Annotated in this window: 14 protein-coding genes; 2 read left to right on the forward strand and 12 right to left on the reverse strand. The window is 65.2% G+C overall.

Annotation, left to right across the window (positions count from 1 at the left end):
- Nucleotides 1-29 precede the first annotated feature (29 nt).
- From EXR94_09335 to EXR94_09345, 3 genes are all read right to left on the reverse strand, one after another.
- Nucleotides 30-308, reverse strand: a complete 279-nt coding sequence (locus EXR94_09335) for a DUF418 domain-containing protein (protein MSR02920.1) — start codon at nucleotides 306-308, stop codon at nucleotides 30-32.
- A 63-nt stretch (nucleotides 309-371) separates the two neighbouring features.
- Nucleotides 372-1,334 (reverse strand): serine hydrolase, encoded by a 963-nt coding sequence (locus tag EXR94_09340; GenBank protein MSR02921.1) that lies wholly within the window; start codon nucleotides 1,332-1,334, stop codon nucleotides 372-374.
- Nucleotides 1,331-2,680, reverse strand: a complete 1,350-nt coding sequence (locus EXR94_09345) for an aspartate aminotransferase family protein (protein ID MSR02922.1) — start codon at nucleotides 2,678-2,680, stop codon at nucleotides 1,331-1,333. The genes EXR94_09340 and EXR94_09345 overlap by 4 nt, the downstream gene beginning before the upstream one ends.
- Before the next feature lie 144 nt (nucleotides 2,681-2,824).
- Between EXR94_09345 and EXR94_09350 the strand changes: the two genes are divergently transcribed.
- Nucleotides 2,825-5,137 (forward strand): S9 family peptidase, encoded by a 2,313-nt coding sequence (locus EXR94_09350; GenBank protein MSR02923.1) that lies wholly within the window; start codon nucleotides 2,825-2,827, stop codon nucleotides 5,135-5,137.
- Nucleotides 5,134-6,447, forward strand: coding sequence for an amino acid permease (locus tag EXR94_09355; protein MSR02924.1), 1,314 nt, complete (start codon nucleotides 5,134-5,136; stop codon nucleotides 6,445-6,447). Before EXR94_09350 ends, EXR94_09355 begins: the two co-directional genes overlap by 4 nt.
- Before the next feature lie 4 nt (nucleotides 6,448-6,451).
- On the opposite strand, the gene EXR94_09360 is transcribed toward EXR94_09355, so the two are convergent.
- The 9 genes from EXR94_09360 to EXR94_09400 form a co-directional block, all read right to left on the reverse strand.
- Nucleotides 6,452-8,230, reverse strand: coding sequence for a CocE/NonD family hydrolase (locus EXR94_09360; protein ID MSR02925.1), 1,779 nt, complete (start codon nucleotides 8,228-8,230; stop codon nucleotides 6,452-6,454).
- A 43-nt stretch (nucleotides 8,231-8,273) separates the two neighbouring features.
- The gene (locus EXR94_09365) at nucleotides 8,274-10,256 is read right to left on the reverse strand and encodes an ATP-dependent DNA helicase RecQ (GenBank protein MSR02926.1); all 1,983 of its coding nucleotides are present in this window, start codon (nucleotides 10,254-10,256) and stop codon (nucleotides 8,274-8,276) included.
- Nucleotides 10,256-10,726 (reverse strand): TerB family tellurite resistance protein, encoded by a 471-nt coding sequence (locus EXR94_09370; GenBank protein ID MSR02927.1) that lies wholly within the window; start codon nucleotides 10,724-10,726, stop codon nucleotides 10,256-10,258. The genes EXR94_09365 and EXR94_09370 overlap by 1 nt, the downstream gene beginning before the upstream one ends.
- Before the next feature lie 15 nt (nucleotides 10,727-10,741).
- Nucleotides 10,742-11,278, reverse strand: a complete 537-nt coding sequence (locus tag EXR94_09375) for a NadR-like protein (GenBank protein ID MSR02928.1) — start codon at nucleotides 11,276-11,278, stop codon at nucleotides 10,742-10,744.
- On the reverse strand, nucleotides 11,248-12,003 hold the full coding sequence (locus tag EXR94_09380; GenBank protein ID MSR02929.1) for a nicotinamide riboside transporter PnuC: 756 nt from the start codon (nucleotides 12,001-12,003) through the stop codon (nucleotides 11,248-11,250). Before EXR94_09380 ends, EXR94_09375 begins: the two co-directional genes overlap by 31 nt.
- A gap of 333 nt (nucleotides 12,004-12,336) precedes the next feature.
- A complete protein-coding gene (locus EXR94_09385) occupies nucleotides 12,337-12,912 on the reverse strand; it encodes a hypothetical protein (GenBank protein ID MSR02930.1) in 576 nt (191 codons plus the stop codon).
- Nucleotides 12,913-12,914: 2 nt separating this feature from the next.
- Nucleotides 12,915-13,859 (reverse strand): methyltransferase domain-containing protein, encoded by a 945-nt coding sequence (locus EXR94_09390; GenBank protein ID MSR02931.1) that lies wholly within the window; start codon nucleotides 13,857-13,859, stop codon nucleotides 12,915-12,917.
- On the reverse strand, nucleotides 13,733-16,900 hold the full coding sequence (locus EXR94_09395; GenBank protein MSR02932.1) for a glycosyl hydrolase: 3,168 nt from the start codon (nucleotides 16,898-16,900) through the stop codon (nucleotides 13,733-13,735). Before EXR94_09395 ends, EXR94_09390 begins: the two co-directional genes overlap by 127 nt.
- Before the next feature lie 103 nt (nucleotides 16,901-17,003).
- The gene (locus tag EXR94_09400; GenBank protein MSR02933.1) at nucleotides 17,004-17,738 is read right to left on the reverse strand and encodes an Hpt domain-containing protein; all 735 of its coding nucleotides are present in this window, start codon (nucleotides 17,736-17,738) and stop codon (nucleotides 17,004-17,006) included.
- Nucleotides 17,739-17,744 lie beyond the last annotated feature (6 nt).

Below are 17,744 nucleotides of genomic sequence, written 5' to 3' on the forward strand. Positions count from 1 at the left end.
GCAGCCATTTCTCACAACCTCTCAAGAGACTACTTTGAAACAGGCTTCGTTCTCGCGTCAGTCAACGCTCGCATGACCGCTTCAAGCGGTCCCTGCTTGAACCTGATTCGCCAAAGGCTCGCGAACAGCATGGCCAAGCCGCAGAACATGGCCGAACAGAGCAAGGCAAACTGCAAGGTCTGATTCTCTAGCCGCCCGATCACGTCGAGCACACCCATGCCGACCACGACGTGGGCCACGTAGAGTGTCAGTGCAAGCTGTCCCGTCGCCACGAAGGGTCGGAGCCCCTCGACCTCTCCCATGGCCACCCGGCGCCACGGTCCTCAGACGCCGAACCAGGTCGGCGCGATCCCCGGCGTTGTTGACGGTCTTCATTTCCAATCCCGGACCAACCGCTCGGCAATTCGGCCCTCGGTGGCTTCGAGTTCGAAGAAATCGCCGGTGTTCTGGTTGGTGAACACCGCCACGATCAACGGCCCGCCCGGATAGAAAATGATGCCGACGTCGTTTCCAGCGTACGGTGGCCAGTCGCCCGTCTTGTGGCCGATCGATACGCCCGGTTTCCAGGCCAGCCGCTGCGGCAACCGGGAGCTGGAGAACTGGCGGAGCAGCATGTCCACCATCAGTTGGCTGTGGGCCTTGTCCGCGTACTTGGCGTCTTTGATGCCTTCGAGTAACTGGACCATCTCCCGGGCCGTGGTCCGGCCCAGCCACTTGGTGGAATCGCCCTCGAGCGTGAAGCTCCGGGCGGAGCCGGCGGCGTCCCGCGGAAACCCCTTGGTGAAGACTTCAAGGTCCGTCATCGCCGCGTTCTTCGGATCGGCCCGAACCCAGACTTCCCGGAACAAATCGCCAGTGGTGAACTTGAGCCGAGTTTGCTTGAATCCGAATTTGGCCAGGGTTTGATTGACGCGGTCGACCCCGACTTTCTTGATCAGAATATCGGTGGCGGTGTTGTCGCTGGTGATGATCATCTGCTCGACCAAATCCCGAATGGTCGGGTTGAGGCCAACGTCGAAGGTCTGGATCAAGCCGCTGCCGGCCCGCTGGTCTTCGGCGCGAACGAGGTACCGGTCGGTCAGTTTGATCTTGCCGGCCTCGACGTCACGAAACACCTGGATCATCACCGGGAGCTTGATGACGCTCAGCGTATTCATCGGAACATCGCCGCGGACGTCGATCGTTTTGCCAGACGGAATGTGCTTGGCGTAGATCGAGCTCTTGGCCGTGAGGCCATCAAGCATCTTGGCGACAGCGGCCTGAAGGGTCTGCGCCGCCACTCGGGGAACGAGAAGTACCAAGCCGAGGGACACCAGTCTCATTGAACGGATCATCGGGCACCTGCCATTGGGGTAGCCTGCTTGGCCGCCTCGGCGATGGGCTGGAGGGCGGCGGTAAAGTGACGGACGAACTGATCCAGGGTTTCCGGAGTCATCGCGGTCGATAGAACATACATCTGGCGGGCGGCCGCAAACACACCCCGGTTGAGGAGCGACAAGTGCATCAGCCGGAGGAGCCGCCGGTCGCCGCGGTTGGCGTCGCGGGCGTTCCGGAGCGGCGCTGCCATGAAATGAAGTTGGAGGACCGAGCCAATCCCGGCCACGATCCCATCGATGCCGGCGGCGTCGAGGGTCTCATTGAGGCGAGCCCGGAGGTCGTCGCCGGCTTGGTTGAGCCGGGTCACCGCCTCGCGGTCAAAAAGCTCCAGCGTCTTCTGGCCCGCCGCCATGGTGGCCGCGTTGCCATTGTAGGTGCCCGAGTGGACGATGGCGCCGGGCCGAGTCGGGTCGTAGGTGGCCATGATGTCGGCCCGGCCACCGAAGGCGCCGACGGCCAATCCGCCCCCGATGATCTTCCCGAAAGTGGTCAGATCGGGCCGGATGCCGTAGCGCTCCTGGATCCCGCCGAAGCCGAGCCGGAAGGTGATGATCTCGTCGAGCACCAGCAGCACCCCGCACTCGGCGGTGACCGCGCGGAGGCCTTCGAGGAACGCGGGCTCGGCCGGAATGGCGCCGGCCGCCCCCATCATCGGCTCCACGATCACCGCGGCCAACTCGTCCCGGTGCTTGCGGATCAGCGTCGCCGTGACCTCAAGGTCGTTGAACGAGCCGAGCAGCACTTCACTCAATGCGCCCGGGGAAAGACCGGCCGTGGCGTTGGTCCCGTACGGCGGTGCCATGGCCACGGCCACTTGGTCGTGGGAGCCATGGTAGCCACCCTCCATCTTCATGATCTTCGGCTTGCCGGTGAACGCCTTGGCGGCTCGGAGGGCAAACAGGGTGGCTTCGGTGCCCGAGTTGCAGAACCGGATCCGCTCGACCGACGGCACCCGTTTGCGGAGCAGTTCGGCCAACTGAACCTGGAGTTCGTTGGCGGTACCATGGACGGTGCCCTGACTTGCCTGCGTCACCATCGCTTGGTGGACGGCCGGATGGACATGACCGTGGAGCAGCGAGGTGAAGTTGTTCAGGAAGTCGAGGTACTCGTTGTCGTCGGCGTCCCAGAGCCGGCATCCCTTGCCCCGGGAAATGAACAGCGGGTAGGGCAGGTGGAAGGTGCCGGTTCGGGTATCGCCGCCGGGCATGACCCGTTGGGCGCGCTCGAAGAGTTGCCGCGAGCGAGGAGTGCGGCTCTGGAAGAGGGCGAGTTGCTCGTGGTCGAGGGCGGCGATTGGGTCCATCGGGATCTCGAGGTGATGAGAGGACTCCTGAAATTGTACTGCTGAAGAGGGTGCGGAGCTAGATGGTGGACACTAGCGGGCGGGGCGTTGGGGGCCGACATTGGTTTGGGACTCGGCTTGAACACACTGTCTCTTGAGGTTTCTATGCGTTTTCTGTTGGCGGGCGTTTGCGGGTTGGTTTTGGTGACCGAGGCCACGGCACAGGTGGATTATTCGCGGGCGGACCGCCTGCTGTCTTGGAACACCAGCCGGTTGGTCTCGGGCGACTCGGTTCGGCCGCAGTGGTACCCGGACGGCAACCGGTTCTGGTACCGGAACAAGACGGCCACCGGCGCCGAGTACGTGGTGGTCGACCCGGTCCGCGGCAGCCGGTCGTTGCTGTTCGACAACGCTCGTCTGGCGGCCGCCATGACCGTGGCGCGAGACACGGCGTACGATCCGAGCCGGCTGCCGTTCGCTTCCTTCAAATTCGGCAACGACGGCCAGAACGAACGGGAAATCGAGTTCACCGCAAGCCGAAAGAAATTCGTCTGCGACATTGCCGGGTATCGCTGCGTCGTGTCGGATACCTTGCCGAGCGAGGTGCTGTTCGTCCTGTCTCCCGACAAGAAGTGGGAGGCGTTCATCGCCAAGCACAATGTCTGGGTCCGGCCCCGCAACGGCAAAGACTCGACCCAGCTGACGACCGACGGGGTCGAGTACTGGGGGTACGGGCTCACCATGCCGCGGCCCAGTGACTTGGTTCGACCAGTGCTGCGGCGTCCGACGATCCGATGGTCGCCTGACTCGAAGAAGTTGGCGGTGTGGCGCCAGGACGAGCGGCGGGTCGAGCAGATGCACTACATCTCGATGACGCCGCAGCGCCCGAAGCTGTACAGCCAGCCCTATGCGCTGCCCGGCGACAGCGTGGTCCCGGTCCCGACGCTGCACCTCATTGACGTGATCACCAAAACCAATGTCGAGGTTCGGCAGAGTCCGGTGCCGACGCAGCTCAATACCACCGGCTCGGCCCGAGACTCCGTCTGGAATGAGGCGAGCGACAAGGTCTACCTCGCCGCCCTTTCGCGGGGGTCGAAACGAGCCTGGCTCACCGCCGTCGATGCGGCGACCGGGTCCCAAACCATCGTGGCCAGTGACAGCATGGCCACCTACGCGGAGTGGTCACCACCGACCGACCCACAGACCTGGTACACGAGCCGGGACGGGCAGGACATTTTCTGGTGGTCGGAGCGTGACGGGTGGGCCCATTTCTATCGGTACGGCGCCGACGGGAAGGTCAAGAACCGGCTGACCGAAGGCCCCTGGTTCGCGAGCGCGATCCAATACGTGGATGAGGTTGCCAAGCAGGTCTACTTCACCGCTCGCGGCCGCGAGGCCGGGCAGTTCTGGTACTACGCCAAGCTCTACCGGGTCAACTACGACGGCACTGGCCTCGTGTTGCTGACGCCGGAAGACGCCCACCACGACGTCGAGTTCTCGCCGAGCGGCAAGTATATCGTGGACTCGTACTCCCGGATCGAGACGGCTCCGGTGACGGTGCTCCGCTCGCCGCTCGACGGCCACGTGATCCGGACGCTGGAGACCGCCGACATCAGCCGGCTCAAGGAAATCGGCTGGCAGCCCGGCCGAGTCTTTACCGCCAAGGCGCGCGACGGGGTGACCGATCTCTACGGGGTGATCTACCTGCCCCCCGGGCTCGACAGCACCAAGAAGTATCCGGTCATCAACAACATCTATCCGGGCCCCCAGGTTGGCAGCGTCGGCGGCTGGAGTTTCAAGTCGGGCGGCGAAGCCTTTGCCCTGGCGCAACTCGGTTTCGTCGTGCTCCAGATCGATCACTTGGGCACTCCGATGCGATCGAAGGCGTTCCACGACAACTACTACGGCAATTTCACCGACAATGGGCTGCCCGATCATGTCGCGGTCATCAAGCAACTCGGCGCCCGGTACCGGTTCCTCGACGTCGATCGGGTCGGGATCTTCGGACACTCCGGCGGCGGGTTTGCCTCGGCCGACGCGATGTTCCGGTATCCGGACTTCTTCAAGGTGGCGGTGTCGTCGAGCGGCAACCACGACAACCGGAGCTACAACATCTATTGGTCGGAAAAGTATCAGGGCTTGATGACGCGCGACACGCTCCGGAAGACCGACAATTACGAGAGTTCCGCTAACGGGACCTATGCCAAGAACTTGAAGGGCAAGCTGTTCCTGATGACCGGTGACATGGACGACAACGTCCATCCGGCCATGACGGTGCAAGTCGCCGATGCCCTGATCAAGGCCAACAAGTCGTTTGATTTCCTGGTGCTGCCGAACCGGGCCCACAGTTTGAACGAGCCGTATGTGATTCGGCGGCGGTGGGACTACTTCGTCGAGCACCTGGCTGGAAAGAGGCCGCCGGAGAACTTTGAGATCGTCCGGCCCACCGAGCCCTGGGCCTCGGCGCCGGTTCCATGACCACCTATGCCAGGAAACTCGGGCTCTTCAGCGGCACGATGGCGGTCATCGGCGGGATCATCGGCTCGGGGATTTTTCTCAATCCCCCAATCGTGGCCCAGCGGGTCGGGACCAGCAGTTTGGTGCTCGGCGTCTGGGCGTTAGGCGCGGTCGTGGCGATTGCCGGTGCCTTTATTTTTGCCGAGTTGGGGCAGCGGCTCCCGAAGGCGGGTGGTCAGTACGCCTATTTGCGGGAGGCGTTTGGTCCGTTAGCCGGCTTCATGGACGCGTGGGCCATGCTGCTGATCATCGCGACCGGGGCGATTGCCGCGGTGTCCTATACCTTTGCCACCTATCTCTCGTCTCTGGCTGGTCTCCCGGCCGCCGTGATTCCGTACCTCGCGGTGGCCGCCATTTGGACCCTGACGGCCGTCAATGTCCTTGGGGTGGCCTGGGGCGCCTGGGTTCAGAACCTGTTCACGGTCCTGAAACTGGCGGCCATCGGGGTCCTGATCGTCATTGCGTTCCTTGGGGAAACCCAGTCCCTGCCGGCGGCGGCCACGACAGTCACCGCGCCGACCAACCTCTGGTTGGCGGTGTCGGCCGCGTTGGTCCCGGTGTTGTTCTCGTATGGGGGCTGGCAACAAACCAACAACATCGCCGAAGAGTTCATTGACCCAACGCGGGTATTGCCAAAGGCCATTCTGGCGGGAGTGGCGGTCGTCGTGATGGCGTACTTGTTGACTAACATAGCCTACCTCAAGGCGCTTGGTCCCGGTGGGTTGGCGGCGAGCCGGGCGCCGGCGGCTGAGACGATGGCGGTATTCCTCGGTCCCGCCGGGCAGCGGTTCATCAGCGCCGGGATCGTGGCGTCGACGTTCGGGTTCTTGGGCCTGACCATTCTGGCTGCCCCGCGGGTGTATCAGGCCATGTCTCGGGATGGTCTGTTCTTCGATTGGTTTTCGAAGCTGCATTCCCGGTATCAGACCCCGACGGCGGCCTTGGTATTTCAAGGTGCGTGGGCGACGGTCCTCGTGTCGACCAACGCCTACGCTCAGCTCCTCGACTATGTGGTCTTTGCCGATTGGATCTTCTTTGGGTCGACCGGACTGGCGTTGGTGGTGATCCGTCGCCGGACGCCGGCAACCACCGGCTTTCGGTGTCCGGCGTTTCCCGTGACCGTCACCATCTTCGTGGCTGCGGCGGCGTATGTCGTGTTCGGCTCGATCCTATCCAATCCGGCCAACGCCGTGCGGGGCGCCCTCCTGCTGCTGCTCGGCGTCCCGGTCTATCTCTGGCGAGCCCGGGTGTTGGCCGCCGCTCGTTCCTGACCGGTCAACGGACCGGCACCAGCGGTAACACGATTCGCGACGGCCGACTCGCGTCCCGATAGATCGCCACCCGGGGCGGCGGATTCGGGATGACCTTCCTGTGGGTGTCGCGATCGGCGCCTTGGACCGTGACCCGAATCCGGTGCCCCGGCCGGAACCGCTTGGCGGTCGGGAGCAGGTCGAACACCAACTCGGTCGGAGCGTTCGGCAGCGGCGTGGCTTCACCGACCTGGCTCGAAGGCCAGGGGAGGCCGAAGTTCTTGAAGGGCGGGGTTCCGAGTTTGCGGTGGGAAGCACGGAGCACACCCTCGGTTACGTAGGTAGACCGCCCCGACGGCTCGATATCCTCGAGATAGACCACGGCATCGACGTCGCGCGCCGATGACGTTACCCAGAGATGGATCACCGGGTGGCCGATCACTTCGAGCGGGTCGGTGAGGACCGCCGTCGTGTAGGTGAAGCCCTTGGCGTCGTTGGCGGCCAAATCAGGGTAGCCAATGGCCCCGCCGTAGGTGTTGGCCCATCGGTTGCCTTTGCCTAACGTTGCCGTGGTATCGATGACTTGGCTGTCGGCCGAGACCAGGGTGACCGGCGGCTCCCGCATCAGTCGCCCGGGCTTCCCTTCCCGGAGGTAGAAGTTGGTCGGCTTGGCCTCCACCAGGGGCCAATGCCGGGCGGTTCGCCATTCCCGGCCCGCGGGAGCATCGATGACGTAGTACTTGATCGGAGGCTCCCGGTCGATCCCGTTGTCGACACCCTTGAGCCAGCGGTCGAACCAGCGAATCTGTTCGGCTGCGAGGTTGAAGCCATCGGTCTGCCCGTGGAACCAGGGTCCGACCACGAGTTTCTGGGGCACGGTGAGGTTGGCGAACCAAAGAAAAGCGTCCCGCGGAAAAGCGTCGTACCAGCCGGCCAATCCGTAGATGGCCACCTTGGAGGCATTGATCTGCTTGAGATAGGAGGCCGGCCCCCGCTCGAGGAAGATCGGCGTGCCGGACTTCTGATCGATACTGTTCCGGTACGGTACCCCGCTCCACATCTCATACATGTCGCGATTGACCCGGTGGCCCACGATGGCCGAGTCTCGGAGGACCATTCCGTTCGGCCCGTCGACCGGCGCGACGCCTTGGAAGTTCATCGCGCCCCAGGTGAACTTCTCGCCGCTGTCGAGCTGATGGGTCAGGCTCTGCCACTGGCTGAAGAAGTCGTCCCGGAACACGCCCCCCGGGTAGATCATCGGATACCATTCGAACACGTACATCTCGGGGAAGATGGCGGCGAGGTGCGGCGGCGCGGTGCTGGCCGTGAAGAGTTGGGTAATGCCGAGGTACGACCGGCCGACCATGCCGATCTTGCCAGTGGACCACGGCTGCGCTGCGAGCCACTCGGTGACCTCGTAGGCGTCCTTGGTTTCCTCGGGCATGAAGAAACCTTGCTGGGTTCCGAACGATGCTCCGCCACCCCGGGTGTCGACGGCCGCCACGATGTAACCTCGGTTCATGATCTCAGCGGCGCCCCGCCCGAATCCCTTGACGTAGTCGATCAAGGAGTCGTTTCGGAAGAAGGCCCGGTTGTACCGGTGGTGAGTCCAGACGACCGGGAGTTTCTCTTGGTGGAGGACCCCCGCCTTGGTGGGCCTGAGCACATCGACGGCCAACCGAATGCCGTCTCGCATCGTGACATACTCGGAGGTCCGGCGGTAGCCGTCGTAGCTCGATGTCTGAGCGCCGAGTGAAGCGGGAACGATGGCCAGGGCGAGAACGAACCAGCACCGACGGATCATCGAAGACCTCCGAATTGGACCATGGACACCCAACCTACATTACTCACTCGACCCCTTGGCGCAAGACGGCTAACAGGTCCTTGCCGTAGCGGGCCGCCTTGGCCGGCCCGATCCCGTAGATCCCCTCAAGTGTGGCCAGATTTCGCGGCTTCAATTCGGCGAGCTCCCGAAGGGTTCGATCGCTGGCGACGACATAGGGCGGCACCCCACCGGCTCGGGCCAACTCCAGCCGCCGGGCTCGGAGGGCCTCGAACAGCGCCGCATCGGCAGGATCGAGGGCCGGGTCGGCGGCGGCTTTCCGTTTTGACCCGCTCCCTCCGGCCCGGGTCTTGGGCCGGGCGGTTTCGTCGGGAGGCAGCAACACCCGAACCGGCCCGTCGCCAAACAACACGACTTTGCCGGCCGGTGTCAGCAAGACCATCGGCCGGTCGCCGGTGGTGAAATCGACCCATCCGGCGGTCACGCAGCGCCGGAGGAGTGAAAGAATCCACTCTGGACTCTTGTCCCTGAGGATGCCGAACGTTTTGGTGGCGTCGAGGCCGGAGCGCGCCAATCGCGGATCAGGCAAGCCCGCCAGCAAGTTCAGCGCGGCCTGGAGCCCAAATTTGTCGTGAGTCCGCGCCACGGCGCTCAGGGCCTTCCGGACCATCGTGGCGGTGTCAGCCGCGTTGGCGGCTTCCGGTTCGTCGAGCGCCGTGCAGGTGTCACACCGCCCACACCCTGCCAGCGTCTCGGCTTCGTCGCCGAAGTACCGGAGGATGGCGTCGTGGCGGCAAGTGCCCCCCTCGGCCCAGCGCATCAATTCCAGAAACATCGACCACCGATGCTGGACCCGGGCGGGGTCGGGGGTTTCGCCTTCGTTCGGCGATTCGAGCAGCCGGCGCCGAAGGGGAAGATCACCCGGGCTCGTACAAAGGAGACCGATGGCATCGGCGCCGTCCCGCCCGGCCCGGCCGACTTCCTGATAGTAGGCCTCGATCGAGCCGGGAGGGGCCAGGTGAATCACTGCTCGAACGTCGGCGCGGTCGATCCCCATTCCGAATGCGTTGGTGGCGACGATCACTTCGAGCTTGCCGTCTCGAAACCGTTGCTGGGCTTTGGCGCGGACCCCGCCGTCGAGCCCGGCATGATAGGCGGCCGTCCGCCATCCTGCGGACTTGAGCCGATCGGCCTCCTCTTCGGTTTTCCGGCGGGTTGGGGCGTAGATGATCGCGCGGCCCCGGTCGGCACCCGGGGCCCCGATCGCCTCGCGGAGGGTTTCGTCCACTGCTCGGGTTACCTCCACCGCGGAACGGGTGTCTCGAACCCTGAGGCCGAGATTGGGCCGGGCAAAGCCGCGAACCAGCTGCGGGGTGTCGGCCGGGAGGCCAAGCCGGGCCAGGATCTCGTCGCGGACGATCGGAGTGGCGGTGGCGGTGCAGGCCAACACTCGGGCGCTCGAGAGGTCGGCCACCAGGTCGCCGATCTGAAGATACTCGGGCCGGAAATCGTGACCCCACTCGCTGATGCAGTGCGCTTCGTCGACGGCCACGAGCGGGCAATCGAGATCGCGGGCCAGTCCGCGGAACCCGGGAAAGGCCAACCGTTCAGGCGCGACGTAGGCAATGGCATACTCGCCCCGCGCCAGGCCCGACATCCGCCCTCGAACTTCCTCGGAACTCAGGGTAGCCGCCAGGAAGGTGGCGGAAACCCCCATGGATTGGAGCGCGGCCACCTGGTCGTGCATCAACGACACCAGCGGCGACACCACCAGCGTCGTGCCGCCGAGGACCGTGGCGGGCAGCTGGTAGATCAGGCTCTTGCCCCCACCGGTCGGGGCCACGAGGAGGAGCCGGCGTCGCTGAATGATGGTCTCGACCGCTTCCCGCTGCCCCGGCCGGAATTCCGCGTAGCCCAAGCGGGCCAACGCGGCGTCGAGATCGGGAGTGGTGACGGTCATGGGGGCGCAAACATCGCCGGTTCCGCCGGCGAAACGCAACCGAGGTTCCGATTTACGCGATTGCGCGCCGAGGGACATCGGTGCCATCAAGTCCCATGTGGCGGGCCCGGTTGGGCCGCCCGCCGGGCCTCGGCGAGGTACCCAGGCTGGAGATCGAGCAAGTGGCCGAGTTTTCGGAACAGGTGGCTCTCCTGATCCGCGACTCGCCCGTCGGCGAGCGCGACACCCCACATGATTTCCGCGAGCACCATCCGCTGACCCACGTCGAAATGCTCCCGAATCACCCGGGTAAACCGAAAATCGTCGATGGATTGCTTCTGTTCGTGCTCGGCGAGGGACAAAATCTCCGCGATCGTGGCGGGATCGAGATTGAAATGGCGCACCAGCGCCGCCTCGACCTGAGCCCGCTCCGCCGGGGAGAACTCGCCGTCGGCGTGGGCCAGTTGAACCAGCAGGGCGGCGGCCGCCACCTGGATCTCTGGTGGCCGGGAGGCCGGGGTCGAAGTCAACGGCGCCGCGGCCTGGCCGGTGATGAGTTCCTTGAGAGTGCGGAGCATGAGATACCCTGACCACTAAGTAAGGAGAAATCGAATCTGGCTGACTGCTTCGATAGCGGAAGCCAGCCGCGCAGCACCGGTTCCCTGAATTTCAACCGGCTTGAATCCAAACTCGCAGAGGGTGTCACGGAATTCTGCGTGGATTGCGGTTCTCTGAGCCGGCCGGTCCCGAATGCCGTCGGCAATCCAACCCAGGTCGATGTCACAAAGCAAATAGAGCGAAGGAGGATAGCGGCGGATCGTCGCCCCGATCCAGGACGGGACCGCGCCATAGTAGTGTCTGGCGTATACCACGGTACTCACCAGATCCGTGTCGAACACGATCAGCCCACCGCCCTGACCCGCCAGGGCGGCCGGCTCGGCGGCGGCTTGGCCTCGGGCAATCGGCTCGACGTCAGCAGCCGTCAACGGTCGACCCTTGGATTCCGCGTACGTTCTGGAGAACTCCGGAACCCAGGGAGTGCCGAGGTGGCCGGCCAGGGCCTTGGCCAAGGTGGTCTTGCCGGTCGATTCCGATCCGGTCAGGACGATGCGACGAGGGACCGGCGCCATTGAACCAATCCGCTGACCGCTAACCCCCAGAACACGGCGTACTGGATGGCGGTCAGGTAGTCACCCCGACCCGCAAAGAACGGCACCGACACCGTGTTGACCCCGATCCACACCCACCACGCCTCCACATACTTCCGGGCCATCATCCATTGCCCGAGCATCGACACCACCGAGATCGACGAATCGAGATACGGCTCTTGGCCCGGCGTGAAGCGATCGAGTGCCCAGCCGAGTCCGAGCGATCCGCCGGCCGCCACGGCCGTGAGCCCGAGGCCCATGGCCACTGACAAGCTCGTCACCGGAAGGCCTTTTCGAGTCTCCCCGCCGCGAAGCCAGTGATACCACCCGTAGAGCGAGATCACAAAGAAGAAGACCTGCAGGCCCATCAGCGCAAACAGCTGGTCCTTGAAGAAGAGGTAGCTGTACAGTCCGACGTTGACGAGCCCGGTGGCCCACCCCATCACGTTCTGCCTGGCGTTCAGATACACCGAGATGAGGCCGAACCCGACGGCAACGGTCTTGAGGATCGCGATAGTGGTCACCGGACGACGGAACCCACGGTGTCGTGGTGACCGTTCAGAAATTGGCGAAGGTACGGCCCGATGTGATTCCGCGATTCGAAGCCGGCAGCCCTGGCGGCCCGGTCTTCCTCCTCGGCCGACACCTTCGACGGCGCGGCGTAGTACTGGAGGTCGCGATAGAACCCGATGGTGAACGAATCCCAGGCCGCGCCGGTGATCTTCGTGGAGATGAAGTTACCGGCCCGGCCGATCCGCCGGAGAAAATCGTTCTCCATGGCCCGCTCCGCGCCGAGCAATTCCGCCACACCTCCGATCGGCACCAGCAGCAGGATGTCCCACTGGTCACCTTGGGCGTGCCGCATTAACACGGGCCGAGGTTCGCCCGCGGCCTCGAAGACCGGCATCCGGGCTTTGACGGCGTCGATCAGACGGAGCAAGTGTCCCGGGGCCGCTCGCATGAAGACGGCCTGATAGGCGGTTCCGGGTGCGGCCGCGAGGGTTGCGGCAATCAGGAGCGACGTCAGTGGCGGCATGAGGTCAGTCGTCGTCGAAGGGTTGGTCGCGCCGGGTTTCCGGCGGGCGGTATCCGGTCAGTCGGCGGAGCAGTTCGGTTGGGCTCTTGGCAACGACCAGCCGGCCCCGCTGGGTTTCCGTGAAGAACCGATCGAGCACCGGATCGGGCGCGAGTCCGACCAACTTGGAATAGTACTCGCCCTCGTCGAGGAGGCCGAGCGGCTGCTCGGTTCCGCGGCCGCCGGTCTGGTCAAAGGTGTGAAGGGCGGCCTCGATCGAATCAAACCCGCCGGGCAAGGCCAGGTAGCCGTCGGCCAAGGAGGCGACGATCGATCGTTGTTCCTCGAGTGATCCGGCCTCCCGCCGCTCGGTCAAATCCGGCCGGACCGGGACGCCCGATTCGACGACGACCCCGATCAGGCGCCCGGCGGCTCCGGCTACCGCCTCCGCCACCGCCCCGGCGGCGCCGACCGCCGATCCGCCGAACACCAGGGTGATCCCGTTCTCGCCGAGGAGCCGCCCAACCCGGTGAGCCACACTCCGCTCGTCGGGCGTCGCCACCTCGGCTTGGCTTGTGATCACCGCAAGGCGCCGAATCATCGTTAGGCGGTTGCCTCGAGGATCCAGGATCGCATCGGGCCGCGGACCGTGCCGCCCGCCATCAGCGGCGCAAAGGTCTGGTCGGCGGCCCGGACCAGCCCCGCCATCTCGGCTGCGGTCAATTTGGTCAGCATCGGTCCGATCGGAGTGCCCGAGAAGGCCCGGAGGGTTTCCGGAACGCCTCCTTCGAAGACCAGGTCGTGGGTTTCATCGACCACCCCGGCCGACTGGAAGCCGACGCCCCGGGCCCGGCCGGCCAGATCCTCGCCGGTCCACCTGGGGAACGGAACGTTCATGAAATCGGCGAGCTCAGGCAGGTCCGCCAGACGAAGGGCCTGCTGGAAGGCAAAGAACACGGAGCAGTCTTCCGGCGGGCACCAGACGCTCAGGCCGAGCCGCCCGCGTGGCGTGAGCACCCGGCGCATTTCCGTCAACGCCGCTCTGGCATCGGGGAAGAACTGCAGTCCCTGCTGGCAGGTGACGACGTCGAAGCTCTGGTCGGGATACGGCAGTGGCGCCGCCGGGGAGAGCGTATAGGCGATCGGAGCGCCGTCTTCGACCTCCGGCTTCGATTCCGCCCGGGCGATCATCGCCGGTGATGAGTCTGAGGCCGCGACGATTCCCTTTGGCCCGAGCGATCGAGCCAGGACCCTGGCCACGGTGCCGGGCCCGCAGGCCACGTCGAGCGCCCGGAGTCCGGGTTCCGGCGCCAGCCGGTGCACCAGTGCCTCCGCCCACGGGTTGAACAGCCGGGGCACCAAGAACTCGTCATAGCTGGTCGGGACCGATTCGTCGGTAAACCCAAACTCCGCGGCGCCGGTCACGGAATCGGCTCGCGGTTCTTCGGGACAATGACCGCCGGGACGTTCCGGGCTCGAATCGTGGCGTTGAACCGCTCGACGTCGCCTCCGATGATCTGCCTGACCCGGGCCGCGATCGGCGCCCACTCCTTTTCGAGATCATCGAACCGGGTTCGCATCCCGACGGTTACCGGCGCGTCGGTGCCGTCGATGGCCGCCACCAGATTCAGGTATTGGTCGTTGAGCCCGTTCCGGAAGTTGATGACGTCCTGGAAGGTTCGGGCCCGGGCGTTGATCATGACTCCTTCGACGGAGTCGATGGCCGCCGTCAAGGCCCGACCGGCGGTGGCCACCGAATCGCCGTCCGGTTGACCGGTGGTGCGGTCCGTCAACGCCTTGACCTGGTCGCGGATCGAGCGGAGCGTGATGATCCGGCGATGTATCTCGTCGATCCGCTCGTAGGCCCGGGCCAGCGCTTCTTGCTGACCCCGGATGTCGGCGGGGGAGGGATTGGTCCGCGGGTCCGCGACGACGTCGACGCTCTTGGTGGCGATTTCCTTTCCGATGGTGAGGCGGACCTGATAGCGGCCCGGCGCCACCCGGTAGCCGGTGGTGGCGGTTCCGGCTTCGGCCCCGAACACCCCGGCGAGCCGGGTGGGTGGCTCGCGCCGGAGATCCCAGATGACCCGGTTGAATCCTGACTTGATGGTGAGCTTGCCGCCCTCGGCCGGTTTGGCGTCGGTGGCGAACGTGCGGACGACCGCGTTCTGGGCGTCGAGGATTTCAAGCTTGGCGATCGTCGCGGTATCGAGGGTCGGAGCCCAGAACGAGATCAACGCGCCCTGCGGCGCGTTCTTGCCCATGCCGGGCACGGTGCCGTTACTGCCGAGCTCGGTGCGGACCGTGGTCCGGGGCTGGAACAGTGTCAGGCCGGTGGTTCCGCCGGCGGCGATCAAATTCCGAATCGGGGCAATGTCATCGAGAATCCAGAATGCCCGCCCCTCGGTCGCGATCACCAAGTCGTCTTGGTGAACCCGGATATCGGTGACCGGTACGTGCGGCAGATTGAGTTGGAGCCGTTGCCACGCGAGGCCGCCGTCATAGGAGACGAAGAACCCGGTCTCGGTCCCAGCATAGAGCAAGTTCCTGACGGTTGGATCTTCCCGGACCACCCGAACCGGATCGCCGTCCTGGAACCCGGTCACCAGCCGAGTCCATGACGCGCCGTAGTCGGTGGTCTTGAAGACATGGGGCGTGTTGTCGTTCCACTTGTGACGGCTCACGGCCATGAACGCGGTGGCCGGATCGAATGTCGACACCTCGATCATGTTGATCAACGACTCGGGCAAGCCCTTGGGCGTGACGTTGTTCCAGGTTGTTCCGCCGTCGCGAGTGACCTGTACCAGTCCGTCATCGGTGCCGGCCCAGAGCACGCTGGCGTCATGGGGCGACTCGGCCAGATAGTAGAGCGCGCCATAGACTTCGCCGCCGGCCCCCTCGTTGGTAATCGGGCCGCCGCCGGCGCCTTGCTTGGTGCGGTCATTTCGGGTCAGGTCGGGACTGATAGCCACCCAACTCTGGCCCCGGTCCGCGGAGCGGAACACCACGTTGCTCCCGTGATAGATCACCTTCCGGTCGTGCGAGGAGGTGACGATCGGACTCGACCAGTTCCACCGGTACTTGGTCAGATTCGAGGGCTCCGCCAAGCCGAGATACGGGTACGCCATCACGTTGCGGTCGGTCTTGAGCACCCGGTCGTACTCGCTGATGATCCCGCCGTAACAGTTGCCGTAGAGGTACCGTGGGTTGGCCACATCGAATGCCACGTGGGCGCTCTCACAGCCGCCGGCGGAGTGGAACTCTTCATTGCCGATGCCGGGGCCCATCACCGCATTCGGCATGGCCACCGACGAGTTGTCCTGCTGCCCGCTGTAGAGCCAATACGGGTATTGGCTGTCCACGCTGACCCGATAGAACTGGGCCGTCGGCTGATTCATGATCGACGACCAGGTGACGCCACCCGTAAACGAAATCGCCGCCCCGCCGTCGTCGGCCTTGGCGAGGTTCATCGGATTGGCGGGATTGATCCAGAGATCGTGGTTGTCGCCGTGGACGTCGGGCAGGGTCGTGAAGCTCTTCCCGCCGTCGATCGATTTCATGACCGGGGCGTTGATGACGTAGACGACGTCCGCGTTGGTGGGGTCGGCGGTAACCCGCATGTAATACCAGGGCCGGGCATGGAGTACCCGGTCGCTATTGACGAGCCGCCAACTGTCCCCGCCGTCGTCGGAACGGTAGAGGCCTCCTTGCTCGGCCTCGACGATGGCCCAGACCCGGCTCGGCAGGGTCGCCGACACGGCGACGCCGATCTTTCCCATGAGCCCCGGCAATCCCTTGGTCAGGCGGGTCCAGGTGTCGCCCCCGTCGGTCGTCTTCCAGATCCCGCTGCCCGGGCCGCCGGAGCGCACGTACCACGGGAGCCGCTGGTGGTCCCACATCGAGGCGTACAGCACCCGGGGGTTCGTCGGGTCCATGGTGAGCTCGCTCGGGCCGGTCAGTGAATCGCCGGTCAGGAGGAGCTTCCAGGTTTTGCCGCCGTCCAGGCTTCGGTGCACGCCGCGGTCCCGGCTCGGGCCCCACCGGCTGCCCTGAACGGCCACATACACCAGGTCGCTGTTCTTGGGATGGACGATGACCCGCGCAATGGTCCGGCTTTCCCGAAGGCCGGGAAGATGATTCCAGGTCTTGCCGGCGTCGGTGGTCTTATAGATACCGTTGCCCCAGGACGACGATACGCCACGAACCGGCGCTTCGCCCATGCCGGCATAGAGCACGTTGGGGTCGTCCGGCGCCAACGCCAGCGCTCCGACCGAGCCCATTTTCAGCTGGCCGTCGGCAATCGGCCGCCAGTTGGCCCCCGCATCGTCGGTTTTCCAGATCCCGCCGCCGGTTGCCCCCATGTAATACACCAGCGGCTGACCGGGGACCCCGGTAATGGTCGTGGCCCGCCCGCCCCGGAACGGGCCGACGTTCCGCCAAGCCAGGCCGTTGAGCAGGTTCACGTCCGGCGGAGGCGCGGGTGCCACCGAGGGGGTGGGCCGGTTCCGCTGGGCAACCGCGACCGAGGGCAGGGCAAGGAGTGACAGGGTGGCAACGATACCAAGCCGGAATGACGGCCGGAGGGACATGAGCGGAGGATCTCGTCTAAAGGGTGTAGTAGCCTATCGACGAGGGGCGTTAGGGGCTAGGGGCCGGGGCAACTTCCCCGGACCCCATTTTGGGTGTTGCCTGCTACCGCTTGAGCTCGGCCTGGACCCGGGCCAACTCGACGTCGAGGTGCTCCAGGTACCGCTCCGCTTGGCCGACCCGCTTGAGGCGGGCGTCGGCTTCTACCAGCGCCGCCAATTTGGCGAGCGGTTCGGCCCCGATCAAGCCGCACATCCCTATCAAGGTTTGGGCAATCCGTTGGGCGGCTTCCGCGTCGCCGCGGCCCACGGCCTCCCGGAGGTCCTGAATCCGATTCGGCGCATCGGCGGTGAACGAGGCAACGAGGCGATCCGCCAGCATCCGGCCCAGACCCTCTCGTTCGGGGGCGATCTGCTCCAGGAAGGCGGTGCTGTCGGCCGGGATTTCGGCTAGGAGGCCGGCGGGTCCCGCCGCTTCCAACGCCTGGCGAACCTCGTGGAACCCGGTCTCAATGGCGCCGCGGGCATGGTTGAATGCGGCGAACGCTACGACGGCCGCCCCGAGCTCCAACCGGAGCACTCCAAACTGAACCCGATCGACCTGACGTTCGAGGACCATCCCGATCCCCCGTCCGAAGGCCAGCCCGCATCCGCTGAGGATTACCGAACCGAGGGCGGCTCGGATCCACCGATCTTGCCGGCTCGCCACTAGGAGGAACCCGCCGAGCCCCAGTCGGAGACCGCCCTCGACCGCCCGAATTTCCACGTGATCGCGGGACCCAAGCCGGAGCGAGAGGAAGCCCGCCATCTCCACGGGATTGACGAGAAACGCGAGCCCCACGATGCC

Source organism: Gemmatimonadota bacterium, assembly GCA_009692115.1.
In the GTDB taxonomy this organism is placed as follows: Bacteria; Gemmatimonadota; Gemmatimonadetes; order Gemmatimonadales; family GWC2-71-9; genus SHZU01.

Bases quoted from the DNA above. Each gene is read 5' to 3' on its own strand.
- EXR94_09340 (MSR02921.1), bottom strand. From the start codon at position 1,334: ATGATCCGTTCAATGAGACTGGTGTCCCTCGGCTTGGTACTTCTCGTT.
- EXR94_09345 (MSR02922.1), bottom strand. From the start codon at position 2,680: ATGGACCCAATCGCCGCCCTCGACCACGAGCAACTCGCCCTCTTCCAG.
- EXR94_09350 (MSR02923.1), top strand. From the start codon at position 2,825: ATGCGTTTTCTGTTGGCGGGCGTTTGCGGGTTGGTTTTGGTGACCGAG.
- EXR94_09355 (MSR02924.1), top strand. From the start codon at position 5,134: ATGACCACCTATGCCAGGAAACTCGGGCTCTTCAGCGGCACGATGGCG.
- EXR94_09360 (MSR02925.1), bottom strand. From the start codon at position 8,230: ATGATCCGTCGGTGCTGGTTCGTTCTCGCCCTGGCCATCGTTCCCGCT.
- EXR94_09365 (MSR02926.1), bottom strand. From the start codon at position 10,256: ATGGCACCGATGTCCCTCGGCGCGCAATCGCGTAAATCGGAACCTCGG.
- EXR94_09370 (MSR02927.1), bottom strand. From the start codon at position 10,726: ATGCTCCGCACTCTCAAGGAACTCATCACCGGCCAGGCCGCGGCGCCG.
- EXR94_09375 (MSR02928.1), bottom strand. From the start codon at position 11,278: ATGGCGCCGGTCCCTCGTCGCATCGTCCTGACCGGATCGGAATCGACC.
- EXR94_09385 (MSR02930.1), bottom strand. From the start codon at position 12,912: ATGATTCGGCGCCTTGCGGTGATCACAAGCCAAGCCGAGGTGGCGACG.
- EXR94_09395 (MSR02932.1), bottom strand. From the start codon at position 16,900: ATGTCCCTCCGGCCGTCATTCCGGCTTGGTATCGTTGCCACCCTGTCA.